The 14,793-nt window shown below is 66.8% G+C and carries 14 protein-coding genes and 1 tRNA gene; 3 read left to right on the top strand and 12 right to left on the bottom strand.

Annotation, left to right across the window (positions count from 1 at the left end):
* Positions 1–43: 43 nt before the first annotated feature.
* The 11 genes from AB4Y80_RS06360 to tmk all read right to left on the bottom strand — a co-directional run bounded on the left by AB4Y80_RS06360 (position 44) and on the right by tmk (position 11,289).
* Complete coding sequence (locus AB4Y80_RS06360) at positions 44–2,545, bottom strand: FtsK/SpoIIIE domain-containing protein (protein WP_442212810.1); 2,502 nt, start codon at positions 2,543–2,545, stop codon at positions 44–46.
* Positions 2,545–3,639 (bottom strand): hypothetical protein, encoded by a 1,095-nt coding sequence (locus AB4Y80_RS06355; RefSeq protein WP_442212808.1) that lies wholly within the window; start codon positions 3,637–3,639, stop codon positions 2,545–2,547. Before AB4Y80_RS06355 ends, AB4Y80_RS06360 begins: the two co-directional genes overlap by 1 nt.
* Positions 3,632–4,186 carry a hypothetical protein gene (locus AB4Y80_RS06350; protein WP_442212806.1) on the bottom strand — a complete coding sequence of 185 codons (555 nt, stop codon included), beginning with the start codon at positions 4,184–4,186 and terminating at the stop codon, positions 3,632–3,634. The genes AB4Y80_RS06355 and AB4Y80_RS06350 overlap by 8 nt, the downstream gene beginning before the upstream one ends.
* On the bottom strand, positions 4,183–4,605 hold the full coding sequence (locus AB4Y80_RS06345) for a hypothetical protein (protein ID WP_442212804.1): 423 nt from the start codon (positions 4,603–4,605) through the stop codon (positions 4,183–4,185). Before AB4Y80_RS06345 ends, AB4Y80_RS06350 begins: the two co-directional genes overlap by 4 nt.
* Entirely contained in the window at positions 4,602–5,543 is a 942-nt protein-coding gene (locus AB4Y80_RS06340) for a hypothetical protein (RefSeq protein ID WP_442212802.1), read from the bottom strand. The genes AB4Y80_RS06345 and AB4Y80_RS06340 overlap by 4 nt, the downstream gene beginning before the upstream one ends.
* Positions 5,544–5,691: 148 nt before the next feature.
* Positions 5,692–6,399: a hypothetical protein gene (locus AB4Y80_RS06335; protein ID WP_442212800.1), complete on the bottom strand. Its 708-nt coding sequence runs from the start codon at positions 6,397–6,399 to the stop codon at positions 5,692–5,694.
* A gap of 301 nt (positions 6,400–6,700) precedes the next feature.
* Positions 6,701–7,471, bottom strand: a complete 771-nt coding sequence (locus tag AB4Y80_RS06330; protein ID WP_442212797.1) for a helix-turn-helix domain-containing protein — start codon at positions 7,469–7,471, stop codon at positions 6,701–6,703.
* A 223-nt stretch (positions 7,472–7,694) separates the two neighbouring features.
* A tRNA-Thr gene (locus AB4Y80_RS06325) sits at positions 7,695–7,770 on the bottom strand.
* A 91-nt stretch (positions 7,771–7,861) separates the two neighbouring features.
* Positions 7,862–9,424 (bottom strand): alpha/beta hydrolase, encoded by a 1,563-nt coding sequence (locus tag AB4Y80_RS06320; RefSeq protein WP_442212795.1) that lies wholly within the window; start codon positions 9,422–9,424, stop codon positions 7,862–7,864.
* A gap of 18 nt (positions 9,425–9,442) precedes the next feature.
* A complete protein-coding gene (locus tag AB4Y80_RS06315; RefSeq protein ID WP_442212793.1) occupies positions 9,443–10,627 on the bottom strand; it encodes a DNA polymerase III subunit delta' in 1,185 nt (394 codons plus the stop codon).
* Positions 10,624–11,289: a dTMP kinase gene (gene tmk / locus AB4Y80_RS06310; protein ID WP_442212791.1), complete on the bottom strand. Its 666-nt coding sequence runs from the start codon at positions 11,287–11,289 to the stop codon at positions 10,624–10,626. Before tmk ends, AB4Y80_RS06315 begins: the two co-directional genes overlap by 4 nt.
* 102 nt (positions 11,290–11,391) lie before the next feature.
* Between tmk and AB4Y80_RS06305 the strand changes: the two genes are divergently transcribed.
* Positions 11,392–12,570: a trans-sulfuration enzyme family protein gene (locus AB4Y80_RS06305; RefSeq protein WP_442212789.1), complete on the top strand. Its 1,179-nt coding sequence runs from the start codon at positions 11,392–11,394 to the stop codon at positions 12,568–12,570.
* 52 nt (positions 12,571–12,622) lie between these two features.
* Positions 12,623–12,982 (top strand): DUF2516 family protein, encoded by a 360-nt coding sequence (locus AB4Y80_RS06300; protein ID WP_442212787.1) that lies wholly within the window; start codon positions 12,623–12,625, stop codon positions 12,980–12,982.
* Positions 12,983–12,992: 10 nt separating this feature from the next.
* Here AB4Y80_RS06300 and AB4Y80_RS06295 read toward each other — a convergent pair whose 3' ends face one another.
* Positions 12,993–13,856, bottom strand: a complete 864-nt coding sequence (locus tag AB4Y80_RS06295; RefSeq protein ID WP_442212785.1) for a class I SAM-dependent methyltransferase — start codon at positions 13,854–13,856, stop codon at positions 12,993–12,995.
* 170 nt (positions 13,857–14,026) lie between these two features.
* Between AB4Y80_RS06295 and AB4Y80_RS06290 the strand changes: the two genes are divergently transcribed.
* On the top strand, positions 14,027–14,773 hold the full coding sequence (locus AB4Y80_RS06290) for a phosphoglyceromutase (RefSeq protein ID WP_442212783.1): 747 nt from the start codon (positions 14,027–14,029) through the stop codon (positions 14,771–14,773).
* Positions 14,774–14,793: the final 20 nt, after the last annotated feature.

Here is a 14,793-nt window from a genome sequence, read left to right as displayed (position 1 = left end):
TTGGTGTTGCAGTTGAATTGCTGTTGGGTGGGGAAGTTGTGGGCTACGCGAATGGGTCGTCCAGGTCGATTTCGGGCAGTACCAGCTTCGGCTTCACCACCACCGGCACCGCATCGAAATCCCTGTCGTCCTCGATCACCAGTGCCGCCTTTACCGGCCTCGGTGCGCTGGGCGCCTCGGAGAACGGGTCGAGGTCGGCTTCGGGAGAGGGGAGCTGAGAGGCGGCGGAGGGGGCGTCGGTGTCGTCCAGCGTCATATCGAGGTCGTCCAGGTCGCCGAGGTCCAGTTCGCCGAGGTCTGTAACCGAGTAGGCGGCTGGGTCCTCGTTCACGTCGATCTTCACCATGGGAGCAGCGATCTGATCCGCAGCACCCCAGTGATCATCAAGATAGGCAGACCGAAAACGCCGGGGCTTGCCGGCAACTTCCTTGATCAGCCCAACGCCCGGGGAGAATGAAAGCAGGTTTGCCGGGTCTTCGATGTCCGGGAAGGTCATCTTGGCGGACTCGAGGTCTTCCAGTCGGAAGCTCATACGGGCCGAAAGCTGGCTCCGGATTGCGGTCGGCAGAATCGTCGAGTCCGGCCGCTGGGTGATCAGGACGACGCGGATGCCATACTTCGCGCCCTGGGACGCGACCGCCAAAAGTTCTGTCGTCATGGCTTTTGCGGCCTCGCCGTTGGAGTGCCGCATGTAGTTGGCAGCTTCATCGATAACCACGACGACAAGCGGGAGCTCGGGGGTGAATTCGCCGACCTTGTCCTGGCGCATCTTGCGTAGGATCGGCTTGCGGCGATCCATTTCTTGCCGCACCCATTGCAGCATCGTGGTGACCGGTGCAGGTTCGGTCGAGGAGGTGCCCCATGAGACAAGGTGTTCAAAGGGTGCGATGGTCGTATCGTTAGGGTCGGCCACCAGCAGCCGCGCCCGGTCACCCATTCGCAGTACGTGCACCAGCAGGCCGTAGGTTGCCACGGATTTCCCGGAACGTGTGGCACCAGCTACGAGCAAGTGCGCGCTGTTGGCCAGGTCGATCTCCACCGGCCTGCCGGCTTCATCTACACCCACCTGCCACGGATCAGTGGGCAACACAGAGATCGAGGGGTTTTCGGTGTACTCTACGATCTTTGCCAGCGGATCCACCGTGCAGCCCATTTGGACAGCGCCCGTCGTGGCGTCCTCCGCGTAGGTCCACAGGTGGCCGAGGGGTGTGCCCATGATTGCGGGGACCTCAGTGAGCCAAAATTCGCGACGTTTGTGGGCGTCGGTGTTGGGGCGCGGTGCGCGAAGCACTGTCACGGTAGCGGGGCCACATTCTGCCCAGGCGATGTTAAGTTCGACTTCGTGTTCCATGCAGCGCAGGGCATCGGCCAGCCGTCCCCTCAGCGCCCTGACCACCGGCAGCGTGTTCGCAACGACCGCTCGACGGCGGTCAAAATCCCACGAGACCAGGCTCAGTCCCATGCGCTCGGCCCGCGCCTGGGCCTTAACGGCGGCTTCCCTCTCGCCCATTTCCGGGGCCAGCTTCCAAACCGATTCGCTCGGCCGTGCCGCGGCAGCGCCCTTGACCAGGACCGCCTTGCCTTCAACGATTTCCTGGATGGCCCACTCCGGGCCCACCTTCGCCACGACCTTGGCGTGGAACGCGGCGTGCCCCTCGACGCTGCCCAGATCGATGCCGGCGGGCAGCTTGACGGTCCTCGTACGGGGCGCGTCGGTGGCCGCTGTGGTGACCGACGCGTGCAGCAGGCCGCCACTTTCGGCCAGGGCAGCGCGACGCTCGCCGGTTTCTAGGGATGTCGGCTTTAAGGTGAGCTTGCGGTGGGTGCTGTGCTCGGCGTCGAGCTCCCACTCTGGCATGACCAGGGCCAGCTGAGACTCGACATCGTCGCGGCGGGCCGCGGCGGCCGGAGGTGCAGGAAAGATGACCAGATTGTCGCCCACCATATGTAGCTCACTATCGTGGTCGAATTGGGCGAGGCTCACACGAAATACGGCAGCCAGGGAGGGCCCATGAGTTGCCGTAAGTCGCCGATCTTCGACGTGGTATTTGGCGGCGGTGTGGGCCACGTAGTGGGCAACGATCAGCCAGAGTGCCCAGGCTAGCCACAGGACGTATTTCGTACCGGGGGCGCCGAGGTAGCCCATGCCGGCCGGAATAATGAGGCCAAAGCCGGCGAGAGTCAGCCAGTGCAGAGGGGACGTCATTTTCTTGGTCCACACACGGGCGAACCGCTTCGGCGGCAGGCCCAGGCCCACGGCCGCAACCCTGTGGATTGTGATGATCGCGGCCATGAACACCAGGGCCGGCAGGGCGTGCCAGCCGATGTTGGTGACCGCCCAGAGCGATGCCGCCATGATCGCGAAATAGCTGATCGCTTGTTTCGCCTTGGAGAAGGGTGATTCCTGAGCGGCCGGCTTCACCATCCACCAGAGGTCACCGATCCAGCCAGTGGCCGCGGAGGTCACCAGAGCGAGGGCTTTGTACCAGAAGTAGAAGGCGGAGCGACGAAACGCACCGCGGGCGAGGTTGCCGACGAGTCCCATCAGTTCTCTTCATCCCAGTTGATGTCTTCCACGGCTGAGGGGGTCGCCGCCGAGGTGACGTTGAGAACTTCCGCGGTGGCTGCGGATGCCGGATTGTCCGCCGGACCTTCGTCCGTGACCGCATTGCCGTCGGTGGCAGCCTTTGTGCCGCGCCGCTTCCGCTTCGCCGCGACACCCGACCCGATTGCGATCAGCACTACCGCGCCCGCACCCAGGCCGATGACCGGCAGAGTGTTCCTCTTGGCGGACGGCGCTTCGGCAACCGGGGCGTGGGCTGCGGTTGCGGTGGGTGTGGCTTGGGTTGGGGTGGCGGTAGGTTCCGCCGAGGCCGTCTCAGTTGCCTCAGCCGATGCCGTCTCGCTCGGCTCCGGGGTAGTCACAACGGCCACTTCTCCCGGGTGCTCGTCGATAGCGGCCGCCTCAGCATGGATGAAGGCGTAGGCGTCGGGGCCCGCGTCACGGGTCTGGATGACGACCCACTGGCTGCTCCCGAAGAGCGATGTGGTTCCTGTCAGCGGCTTCGAAGCCAGGTACTTCTGCCCGGGCAGGAGGCTTCCTACCTTCTCGGCTTCGCCTGTAGGGGCTGAGAAGATGTCGTAGGCGGCAGCGCCCAAGAGACCACCGAAGCCTGAGAGGACGTTGCCCTTCGCCGCGGCCGTCTTGGTGATTACGATCGGCTGATCCAGGCGGAGGCCGTCAAGCGGCATGGCCACCACAAAATCACTGCGGACGGTGCCGTGCTGGCCCATGGCCGTCACCACGGAGTAGGCGGCGTTAAAATCATCCTGACGGTCAAGACTGGTGTACGTGATGTGCTCGCCGATGGCCAGCTGGGCGATCGACTTGGCAGTGCCGGGCTCCAGGACCTGGGCCGGCCCGATGGCAATCAGCTCACCAGCCCCTACGGTTACCGGGGCATCTGACGGTGCCGTGGTGCTGGTGGCGGGGCTGGATGCCTCGACTGTGCTCATAGCTACAGCGCTCGCGGTCGGCACCGGCTCTTCGGCAGCCTGCGCGGCCATCGGGACGGTCACGGTGAGCAGAGCGCCCAGCAGGACGACTGCGGCGAGGCGAGTGGCGGGGCGATTACGCATCGGGGTTGTCCTTAGGGGCGGAGTGAGTGGCGGGCTGCCGGACCTTCACGAGCGGGGCGAGCAAAGCTTTGAAGCCGTCGAAATTCCACGCCATTGCAGCGCCAATCGCGAGGAATGCCAATGCCAGCCAGGGGAGGGGGCGGTCCAGGATGTTCACGGGGGTCAAAATCAGGCTGTAAAACCAGGTGAAGACGGACTTGGCGACAAGGAACGACAGCCCCTTCCCGACACCCTTGCCCAGTTCCACCAGGCGACTGCCTCGGTCTAGGAAAACGGCAAGGGCGGGGATGTCCGCTTTCGCCTGCGAGAGCGTCCCGGCCAGCCGAGAATGCTGCTCACGGGTGGCCGGGGCCGGGGCGGACCAGTGGGTGGCCATATGGAAGCAAGCGACAACAGCGACACTCACGACTGCTTCGAGGAGGCCAAAAAACTGGCCGACGAGTCCGAAAATGACGACTGCGCTGCCCAAGAGCAGGGCCAGCCCTGTCCGCATCGCGGGCGTGATCGTGTCGTCCTTGATGTGGACGACGTTCGGCTCCTCGCTCACTTGGCCACCTCCGCGTTTGCCGCAGCCAGTGCTTTGCGCACCACAGGGATTTCGACGATCAGGCCCAGGACCACAGTGAGGGCAAACATGCTGGCGACGGGCATCATGACGCCGAGCAAACCGCCGCCGGTGACGATTGATACGACGACGGCTGCGGGGATCACGCCGGCAGCCAGGACTGCAGCGCGGTGCCAGGTGCGGTGGGGTGCGGTGTAGTCCGGTGCCGGCTGGCCGGCCATGATGCGTGCCAGCCACATTGCGCCCAAAACCGCCGAGGCGATCAGACCGGCGACGATCCACTGTGGGTACGGCTGCCATGTCGGCGTGCCCTGGACGATCGCGGCGGAGATCGCAGTCAGCCCCGCATACACGGCGGTCGCCTCGCAGATTGTAGTGAGTGCCTGCAGTGCGTTCGTCACTTGGACGCCTTCTTCCGGCCCTTGAACCCCGCCACCGCAACGCCGGCGACGACGGCGACCGCCACGGCCGACCCGCCGACGAGCATCGCGATTCCCGCCGGCCCCATGCCGGCCTCGACGGTCTCCGTGGCGCGGGCCCTGGCGTCGTCGATGGCCAGGTAGGCTGCGCGCTTGAGCTGGCTGTAGATAGCCGCATCGCGCACGGACGCGACGGTTGGCGCGTCGGGGGCTGTGGCGAAAGGCTGCGCCGCGCTATCGCAGGTCGTAGGCGTGAAGCCGGTGACCTCATCCGCTTTCACGACCGCGGCGGTCATGCCGGGGGCGATGATCCGGTGCCACCTCTCCCCGCCCACTTCATAGGCCGGTGTCATCGGCACCGTGAGTCCGTCAGAGGCCATCACGTACAGCGGCTCGCGGTCATCGGGGGAGTAGAAGACACTGGCGTACGGCGCGAGGCGGCCTGTGCCGGTGAACTCTTTTTGGTACGCGTTGATTGCGGGATCCGCGGCCGCGGCAGTACCGGGGCGCATGCTCTCGACCGGGGCATCGGCGGGACGGGGGGTGTCGGATGTGACTACTGAGTCGGGGATGTAGAACGCGCTCGGGGTGCCGCACGGGGCGAGGGAGATCATCCGCCATGTGGAGCCGTCAGCCGCGGTCAGCATCGGGGATGCCGCGATCGAGCCTTGGGGGAAGGGAAACCCGAAACTGATCCAGGGGAGACCCTTGGTGTCCGTCGCGCCGAGCTGGTCGCTGACGGTGATCGAAGCGGCGGGCTTCAGGGTGATCAGGCGGGTGAGCTGCGCGGACTCGGACAAGGCGGTGTGGGAGGGAGTTGCCGGCGCGGGGCTTTCAGCGGCCAGGGCCAGCCCTGCCGGGCCGGCAAGGAGGAGTCCGGTGACGGCAGCGGTGGCAACTACCTTGGAGAGGTTTTTCATGCGGCGAGATCCGATCACTATACGTACCGATTTACGGTATATATACAGTTTAAGGGACGCGATTCCGTGTTGTCCATTCCTGTAATAGCGGCCCGCGGGCACAAGAAAAGCGAGCCGGTTGCCCCGACTCGCTTTCTTGGTTGGCAGCCTATTTTTCCTGTCCTGGTTCCTCAGCTGCTGCTGACTTCACCGCCTTCCGCCGCTTGTCCCAGATCCAGTACCCACCGCTGGCCACCAGGACCAGGGCCCCGAGCCCGAGGGCCAGGCCGAGGTTGTTCGGCTGGTCGGCCTTGGCTACCGGCGCCGTCGCATCGGCGGGCATTGTGGCCTCCTCGGTGGGCGCTTCGGCGGCCGTGGGGGAGGGGGTGGCCTTCGGGGTGTAATTCGTGACGTCGGCGTCCTGGACGAAATACGTGTGCGGGGCGCCTTCGGTGTAGATCGAAATCTTGCGCCACTGCGCACCGGCTACGGGGTACGCATCAGTCATCTGCGCCTGGAATCCGAGTCCGTCGGCGACGGCAATTGGCGCCTTGGTGGAGTCTTCATTGGCGTACCAGCCGGCACCGCTCTTGACCGTCCCRGTGCCTTGGAATGCCGCGTCATGGGCGCTCTGTGCCGCCCATTTGGCCTGGCGTGCGAGCTCGGCAGCGGCCTCATAAGTGCCAGCCTCTGCGGCACTGGTGACGGCGTCCGCCGGGATGTAGTAGAAGCTCTCCTCGTAGGTGCCTCTGAGCTGCAGCTTGACGATTCTCCAGGAGGATCCATCTGCTGCCTTGATCGGCTCTGACGCTGGGCGCGGGGCGGGCGCCCTAGTGGCGGGATCCACGTCGTTCCCCAGCTTTGGCAGATATTCCATGGATGGCCCCATCCGTTCGGAGAGAGGTGCGCCCTGCGGGCCGATCAAGATCTCTTGGGTCAGCATCTCATCGGTGGGCTCGACATTGCTCTGCTGCACGGACGGCGGCGTTGGGCTATCCTCGGCGGATGCTATGGCACCGCCTCCCAGGATGAGGCCTGTGGCTAGGAGACTGGCGGCTGCGGCACGAGTGACGCGCTTCATGATGCCTGCTTTCATTTCTAGACGTACCGATGTTCGTTACTCAAAGCTTAAACGTTCGGTCGCTGTGTTGTCATGTGCGGTGCGGTTCGGTGCGCTGTTAGGTCCCCACTTGGATGTGGTCCGGCCAGTACCAGTACACGCCCCGACCTTCACTGTCGGTCATCACCCTGTGCTCGTCATCAAGCATCGGGGCCCGGCTTATTTTGCCTTGCTCCCCAAGCGCTTCGACCGCTGCCGGATCCAGGCCCGTCTCTGCGGCCGCCTCGGCCAGGGTCTGGCCGGTCAGGTGGATGCGCATAGCCGGCCGGGACTTTCCTGCCCTGGCTATCTGGAGGACGTTCCCGTCCTCGTCCGTGGCCGGCCAGGCATGCAGCTTGGCCGCCTTTCCGTCTGAGGGCTGGCTCCAGGCCTTCACTGTGTGACGGCTGACCCCCAGAGCTTCGGCGGCTTCGGCCATGCTCATGCCAGGTAGTTGCCGGGGCGGCTGAGGTCGCCGATGGGAGTAGGAGCGCTCTTGGGTCTGACGCAGCCGATCCAGTTTCCCTGGGGAGTAGTGGTCATGTGCCCGTTGTGCAGTGGATTGCCCCATGGATAGGCTCACGGACTTCCAAGTAGCCGGGTCGCCCTTCGGAGGTTTTCGGGCGGCCAAGACGAGAGCGGTCACGGCCGGCGTCGGCAGATCCGCCGTGGCTGCTGTGGTGGCGCGGTCGAGACTCCGGGCGGCATCGGCGACGATTCGGGCAGCTTTGAGCAGGTCCTCAGCGGTCTGCAGCCCGTGGTCCATGTAGTCTGCGTAGACGGCGCCGAGTGCCTGGATTGCCGGGCCCAGGGCATCAATGCCTTCTGCAGGAGTGCTTGACTTTGCCATAGGGCCGCCTTATCTGGTTTGCCTTGACGTTTATCGGTACGTCTAGCGTACCTGATATGTGTGCGGCGACGAGAGGAACGCTCCACAGCGGCGACCTGTGTGCCAGAATCAGCTCTATGACCACCACAGCGAATCGTAAGTATGGCATAAGTATGCCGGGGGCCTCGGGCATACTTACTCAGGACAAAGAAAAACCCCTAGAATGCGCGGATTCTAGGGGTTGTGGAGCCTCCAAACAGAATCGAACTGTTGACCTTTTCATTACGAGTGAAACGCTCTACCAACTGAGCTATGGAGGCCTGTGCTCCTTGCACAACTCCTCGCGGAATCACGCACCGAACACAAGAAACAACTCTAATATGCTCCGCTCAATGTTCAAAATCGAGAGCGTCAGCAGGTGGTCCCCGCCGCGGGCACTTTCCCGTTCACAAAGTAGTTGTCCACCACGTTCGTCAAGCAGCTGTTTGCCCGCCCGTAGGCCGTGTGTCCCTGGCCCTTCCACGTCACCAGGACGCCCGATTCCAGCTGGCCGGCCAGCGACTTTGCCCACTGATAGGGGGTGGCCGGGTCCCCGGTGGTGCCGATGACCAGGATGGGGCCGGCCCCCGGGGCGGCAATGGGAGCGGGCTTGCCGGAGGCTGGGAACGGCCAGTACTTGCAGCCCAGCCCCGAATAGGCCAGCAACTTCCCAAACGTGGGGGACACCCGTTGCAGTGTGGCGGCCTCCTCGCGCATGTGCGCGATGTCCGAGTTCATCGGGTAGTCCAGGCAGTTGACGGCCGTAAATGCCGCGGCCGTGTTCGACTGGTATTTGCCGTCGGAATCGCGGTCCGCCGAGTAGTCGGCCAGCATCAGCATTCCCGAGGCGTCGCCGGCAAAGGCGCGCTTGAGCGCCCCCGTCAGCGGCTCCCACAGGTCCGTCGAGTACATGGCGAAGGCCAGGGCGTTCGTAAACTCCGTCCCGGTGACCAGGCGCCCCTCATTGGCGCGCTGGGGCGTTTCCTCGTAGACGGCGTTGAGGTCCCGGATCTGCTTCATCGCCGCATCCACGGTTCCGGTGACCGGGCAGTCCGCGGTGCCCAGGCATTCCCCCGCCCAGGCCCGCAAGGCGTTTTCAAAGCCCACGGCCTGCCCCAGCGACACCTGGTCGATGTCCAGGGACGGATCCAGTGCCCCGTCGAGGGACATCTTCCCTACCCGGCCCGGGAACAGTCCGGCATAGGTGGCGCCCAGCTTGGTGCCGTAGGAGAACCCCATGTAATTGAGCTTGGGATCGCCCGAGACGGCCCGCAGGATGTCCATGTCACGGGCGGAACTGACCGTGTCCACGTGCGCCAGCGCGGGCCCGGAATTCTTCACGCAGGCGGCGACGTCCTCGCGCGTGCGCTCCTCGGCGCGCCGCAGGTCCGCATCCAGGGCCAGGTTGAAGGATTCCTGCCGTTCGGCATCCATCTGGGCGTCCGTCTGGCACTTCACCGGCGCGGAGCGCTGCACCCCGCGCGGGTCAAACCCCACAATGTCGTACGCGGCCCGGAGCTTGGGCGAAAAGTAGGATTTCGCGCCGTCCTTGGCCAGATCCACCCCGGAGGCCCCGGGCCCGCCCGGGTTGATCAGCATCGCCCCGAGCCGTTTCCCGCTGGCCGGCAGCCGCGTGACGGCCAGCTTGATCGAGGCGCCCATTGGCTTGGCGTAGTCCATGGGCACCTCCACCTTGGTGCACTGGAAGCCGCCGTTGCACGCGGTCCAGGTGACGGTCTGGGCGTAGTAGCTGTGCAGTTCGGCCTCGACGGGCCCGATGATCGCCGAGTCCGCGGTCGACATGACCGTCGTGGACGGGGCGGGCGCCAGGGCGGAACACGAGGCGAGCAGCAGGGCTCCCACCGTTGCCGCGGCGGCGGTGAGCAGGCCGCGGCGGCGGCGGGGCCGGCGTCGTACGGTGCGGGCAGCGGGCATCGAAAGATCCTTCACAAGTTAGAGCAGGCTGACGGCCATGGCCTCAAGGGCCAGCAGCGGGGAAACGTTGGTCGTGGTCAGGCGCCGGCGGACGGTGTTGATCGCGTCCATCCGGGCCAGCGTCACCTCCGGCCGGGTGCGGGCGGAAAAGTCGTACAGCGCTTCGCGCAGCGGCTCGTTGACCAGCTCGACGGCCCCGCCGGCCGGAGTTCCGGGCTCGACGGCGGACGCGGCGCGCGCGGCCAGCTGAAGCACCAGCGCATCCCGGTAAAAGGAGAGCAGATCCGTCAGGGCGCGGTCCAGCTGGTCGGTCACGGAGCGCTTGGAGCGGCGCTTTTGATCCTCCTCAAGGGCCCGGACCTGGGCACGCATGGGCGGTGGCAGGGCGCCGGTTTCGGGGGCGCCGAGCGAGGTCAGGAGCTTGGCCTTTTCCACCACGTCGCGTTCCTCGTTGGAGGCGCCGGCCTCGGCCTGGGCCAGGTCCAGCAGCGAGCCGGCCGCCAGCACGGCGGCCGTGACGTCCCGCAGGGCCAGCGGGATCCGGACAATGGCGTCGCGGCGTTCGCGGGCGCCGGCATCGGTGGCCAGGCGGCGGGCAATGCCGATGTGGCTCTGTGCGGCGCGGGCGGCCTGAAGGGCAAGTGCGGGGTCCACGCCGTCGCGGCGCACCAGCAGGGCGGCCACATCCGCCACGGGCGGCAGGCGCAGCGTCAGGGTCCGGCAGCGCGAGCGGATGGTGACCAGGACGTCGGCCGGGCTGGGGGCGCACAGGATCCAGATGGTGCGCGGCGGCGGCTCCTCGATGGCCTTGAGCAGCACGTTGGTGGTGCGCTCGGTCATCCGGTCGGCGTCGCCGACGACCATGACCCGCCAGCGTGCCGAGGACGGACTGTCGTGGGCCTTGCGGACCAGCTCGCGGGCCTCGTCGATGGCGATGGTGGTTTTTTCCGTGGCGATGAAGGTGACGTCCGCGTGGGTTCCGGCCAGTGTGGTGTGGCAGGCCTTGCACGCGCCGCAGCCGCGCTCCGCGGGGTTCGGGCGATCGCACACCAGGGCGGCCGCAAACGCCAGCGCCGCGTTGGACCGGCCCGAGCCGGGCGGCCCGGTGATCAGCCAGGCATGGGTGGGGCTGCCGGATTGGGCGGCGCGCCGCAGCTGCTCCACCACACTGCCCTGCCCCTGCAGATCAACCCAGACGCTCATGTTCGACCGGCCCCAAGCCGTGCGCGGAGCGCGAGGACCCGGGCGTGGATGGCGGCCGCCAACTCGGGAATCGGCAGCCGCGCCGCCAGGACCAGGTACCGCTCCGGGTGGGCGGCGGCCAGCTCCAGGAAGGAATGGCGAATATCGGCGTGGAAGTCGTCGGGCTCCGATTCCAGCCGGTCCTCGGCCGCGTCGGCGGCGGTGCGGCGATCGCGCCCGTCCTCCGGCGTGACGTCCAGGAGCACGGTCAAATCCGGCCAGAGTCCCTCGGTGGCCCACTCGTTGAGTTGGCGCACCGCGGCGGTGCCCAGGCCGCGGCCGGCGCCCTGGTACGCGATCGAGGAGTCGATGTAGCGGTCGCTGATGACGATCTCCCCGCGCGCCACGGCGGGGGCGATGACCTGGGCGGTGTGGGCGGCGCGGGCGGCGGCAAAGATGAGGGCCTCGCAGCGGGCGTCAATCTCGCCCTGGCCGTGGTCCAGCACCAGGGAGCGCAGTTTTTCACCGACGGGCGTGCCGCCGGGCTCGCGGGTGCGCAGCACCACATGGCCGTCCGCGCGCAGGGCAGCGGTCAGCAGGGCGGCCTGGGTGGATTTACCGGCCCCGTCGCCGCCCTCAAAGGCGATGAACAGGCCCGCAGGCGGGGAAGGTGGCAATGTCACAGCACCAGCCTACCGGCCCTGGCTGGACACTTGCCCGTCCTTATCCACAGGCACGTGTCGCGAGATTACGGGCTCGTGACGTGGCGCACTAATCTGGAGGGTATGACCCTCGAACCTTCCTCGCACCCCGATCAGCTCAGCCCGGAAACCGTGGCGGTGACCTCCGGGCGGCCCGCCCGCGAGCACGACGCCGCGGTCAACCCGCCGATCGTGCTGTCCTCAACCTACGTCGGCACCGGCGTCGTGGTGGACGGGGACCGGGCCTATGGTCGCTACTCCAACCCCACCTGGGACCCGCTGGAGGAGGCCCTGTCCGCGCTGGAGGGCGCCACCCTGCCGGGGCTGCTCTTTGCCTCCGGCCTCGCCGCGGTGTCGGCGGCGCTGTCGCTGATCCCCACCGGCGGCGTCCTGGTGATGCCCAGGCATTCCTACCAGGGGGCCCTGGTCATGGCCCAGGAGCAGGCGGCAAAGGGCCTGTTCAGCCTGCGCATGGTGGACATCGCGAACAATGACGAGGTCATCGCGGCCCTGACCGGTTCGGGTGAGAAGGCCGCGGACATGCTGTGGCTGGAGAGCCCCACGAACCCGATGCTGGAGGTGGCCGACCTCCATGTCCTGTGCCGCTCCGCCCGGGCCGTGGGCGCCGTCGTCGTCACGGACAACACCTTCTCCACGCCGCTGGTGCAAAAGCCGCTGGAGCTGGGCAGCGACGTCGTCCTGCACTCGGTCACCAAGTACCTGGCCGGGCATTCGGACGTCATCCTGGGCGCGCTGATCACCTCCGACCCGGCGCTGCGCCACACGCTGCTCCACTACCGCTCCATCCACGGCGCCATCGCCGGCCCGTTCGAGTCCTGGCTGGCCCTGCGCGGCCTGCGGACCCTGGCCCTGCGGGTGGAGCGGGCGCAGGCGAGTGCGCTGGAGCTGGCGCGGCGGCTGGAGACGCACGACGGCGTCGATCGCGTCTTGTTCCCCGGGCTCGACGCCGATCCCGGTCACCAGCGCGCCAAGGCCCAAATGCTCGGGTTCGGCTCCGTCCTATGCATCGAGGTGGCGGGCGGGGAGGAAGCCGCCAATACCTTGGTCGGTGCGTTGCGGCTGTGGACCCCGGCCACGTCGCTGGGCGGGGTGGAGTCGCTGATTGAGCGCCGGCGCCGGCACGCCAACGAGCCCGCATCGGTCCCCGTTAACCTGCTCCGCCTGAGCGTGGGCATCGAAAACGTCGAGGACCTGTGGAACGATCTGGCGCGGGCGCTGGACGTGGTCGCCGCGGCCGGATAATTCCGGCAAAACCGGCATATTGATTGCGGCCGGTCCACGGTAGGCTGGGTGGGTGACCACTCTCTTGAACGCTGCAACATTCCTCATCCTGGTGGCCCTGGGCGCCGTGGCGCTTGGCGTGCAAGTGTGGGCCCTGAGCGACTGCCTGCGCACACCGACCACCGATTTTCAGCGCGTCTACAAGCGGACCAAGGCATTCTGGGGCGGCCTGACCGGTGTTTCCGCGTTCTTTGGCTTCGTCTACCTGCTGGGTCCGGTGATGACCCTGTCGGTCCCGTCCATGGGCATGGGCATGCTCTTCAACCTGGCCGGGGCCACCGTGGCCGGCGTCTACCTGGCCGACGTCCGCCCGGCGCTGCAGGAAGTGCGCGGGCGCGGCACGGGCCGGCAAAACCGCGGCTCCTCCTGGTAGCTGCCCGCTGCTAGCCCGGGTCGACGGCGGCCCACGCCACGGTTAATTCTCCCAAGCGCCAGCGGGACGGCGCGCGCGTGATGGGCCAGCCGGCGTCGAACATGCGGTGGCACATCAACAGCCAGCGCTGGCGGTTCCCAAACGACGCCAGCGGTGCGCTCGCCAGCCACTGCTGATCCAGGGCCTGCAGGAACGCGTGGATCTTCTCGCCGGGAACATTGTGATGGATGAGTGCCTTGGGCAGGCGCTCGGCCACATCCGAGGGCCGCTCGAAGGCGCCAAACCGCAGGGAGATGGTCAGCGATTGCGGGCCGCCGGGATCCAGGGCCACCCAGGTGCTCCGCCGGCCGATCTCATCACAGGTTCCGTCCACGAAGAGGCCGTGGGGCGAGAGCCGGGAACATACGATGGCCCAGATCAACCGCACATCCGCCTCGTCGTACTGGCGCAGCACGTTGAAGGCGCGGACCATGGTGGCCTGGCCCGGGACCGGGATTTCAAAGCCGCCCACCCGAAAGTCCAGTCCGGCGTGCTCCAGCGCCTTGGCGCCCTGCACCCGGGCCGGTTCAATTTCGATGCCGGTGACATGCGCGGCCGGGCACACGGCGTGGATGCGCTGGTACAGTTCCACGGCGGTGGCGGGGGAGCCGCCGTAGCCGAGGTCGACGACCAGCGGGGCGGCCTCCGTGGCCAGGCGCCAGGCCTCCGGGCCCGCCAGCCAGCGATCCACCCGGCGCAGGCGGTTCGGGTTGGTGGTGCCGCGGGTGACATTGCCAAAGGGTTTGTTGCGGGGCCGGCCGGCAGCACGCGACTCGGTGTCGCGTCGTGCAGGGCCGGTGGAAACTTTTTTGACCCTTTGGGCGCGTTGAACCACTTGTCAAGGGTAATTGCTGACTTCGGCGCGGCCGCAACTTTCGTGGCGAGGCTCACGCCGGCGGTGTTCCCCTATGCGGCACCCGTGGCATGAGGTTGGCGCAGAGGGGAAGCAGCGTAGCATTTCGGCCCGTTTCCGGCCCGCAGAGTGCCTGCCAGTAGGATGAAACCATGACTTATACGCTGATTTTGCTCCGCCACGGCCATAGTGAGTGGAACGCCAAGAACCTTTTTACCGGCTGGGTGGACGTTGACCTCAACGACCAGGGCCGCACCGAGGCCGTGCGCGGCGGAGAGCTGCTGGTGGAGCACAACGTCCTCCCCGACGTGCTCTACACCTCGCGCCTGAAGCGTGCCATCAACACGGCCAACCTGGCCCTGGATCGGGCGGACCGCGGCTGGATCGACGTCAAGCGTGACTGGCGCCTGAACGAACGCCACTACGGCGCGCTGCAGGGGAAGGACAAGGCCCAGACGCTGGCCGAATACGGTGAAGAGCAGTTCATGCAGTGGCGCCGCAGCTACGACACCCCGCCGCCGGCGCTCCCCGACGACAGCGAATTCTCCCAGGTCAACGACCCCCGGTACGCCGGGCTCGGGGACGCAATGCCGCGCACCGAGTGCCTCAAGGACGTCCTGCTCCGCCTGCTGCCGTACTGGGAGTCGGACATCAAGGAAGACCTCAAGGCCGGCAAGACGGTCCTGGTCACGGCCCACGGCAACTCGCTGCGCGCCCTGGTCAAGCATCTGGACGGCATCTCCGATGAGGCCATCGCCTCCCTGAACATCCCCACGGGCATCCCGCTGGTCTACGAGCTGGACGAGGACTTCACCCCCGTCACCCCCGGGGGCACATACCTTGACCCGGAGGCCGCCGCGGCCTCCATCCTGGCCGTCGCCAACCAGGGCAAGAAGTAGCTTAAACGCGAGGTAGCCGG

This window comes from Specibacter sp. RAF43 (assembly GCF_052114065.1).
In the GTDB taxonomy this organism is placed as follows: Bacteria; Actinomycetota; Actinomycetes; order Actinomycetales; family Micrococcaceae; genus Specibacter.
Note: the sequence above shows the minus strand (reverse complement) of the source record. Positions and strands in the feature narration are given on the sequence as shown.

Coding starts and splice junctions, on each gene's coding strand:
- AB4Y80_RS06360 (WP_442212810.1), bottom strand. CDS start 2,545: ATGGGACTCGTCGGCAACCTCGCCCGCGGTGCGTTTCGTCGCTCCGCC.
- AB4Y80_RS06355 (WP_442212808.1), bottom strand. CDS start 3,639: ATGCGTAATCGCCCCGCCACTCGCCTCGCCGCAGTCGTCCTGCTGGGC.
- AB4Y80_RS06340 (WP_442212802.1), bottom strand. CDS start 5,543: ATGAAAAACCTCTCCAAGGTAGTTGCCACCGCTGCCGTCACCGGACTC.
- AB4Y80_RS06330 (WP_442212797.1), bottom strand. CDS start 7,471: ATGGCAAAGTCAAGCACTCCTGCAGAAGGCATTGATGCCCTGGGCCCG.
- AB4Y80_RS06320 (WP_442212795.1), bottom strand. CDS start 9,424: ATGCCCGCTGCCCGCACCGTACGACGCCGGCCCCGCCGCCGCCGCGGC.
- AB4Y80_RS06315 (WP_442212793.1), bottom strand. CDS start 10,627: ATGAGCGTCTGGGTTGATCTGCAGGGGCAGGGCAGTGTGGTGGAGCAG.
- AB4Y80_RS06305 (WP_442212789.1), top strand. CDS start 11,392: ATGACCCTCGAACCTTCCTCGCACCCCGATCAGCTCAGCCCGGAAACC.
- AB4Y80_RS06290 (WP_442212783.1), top strand. CDS start 14,027: ATGACTTATACGCTGATTTTGCTCCGCCACGGCCATAGTGAGTGGAAC.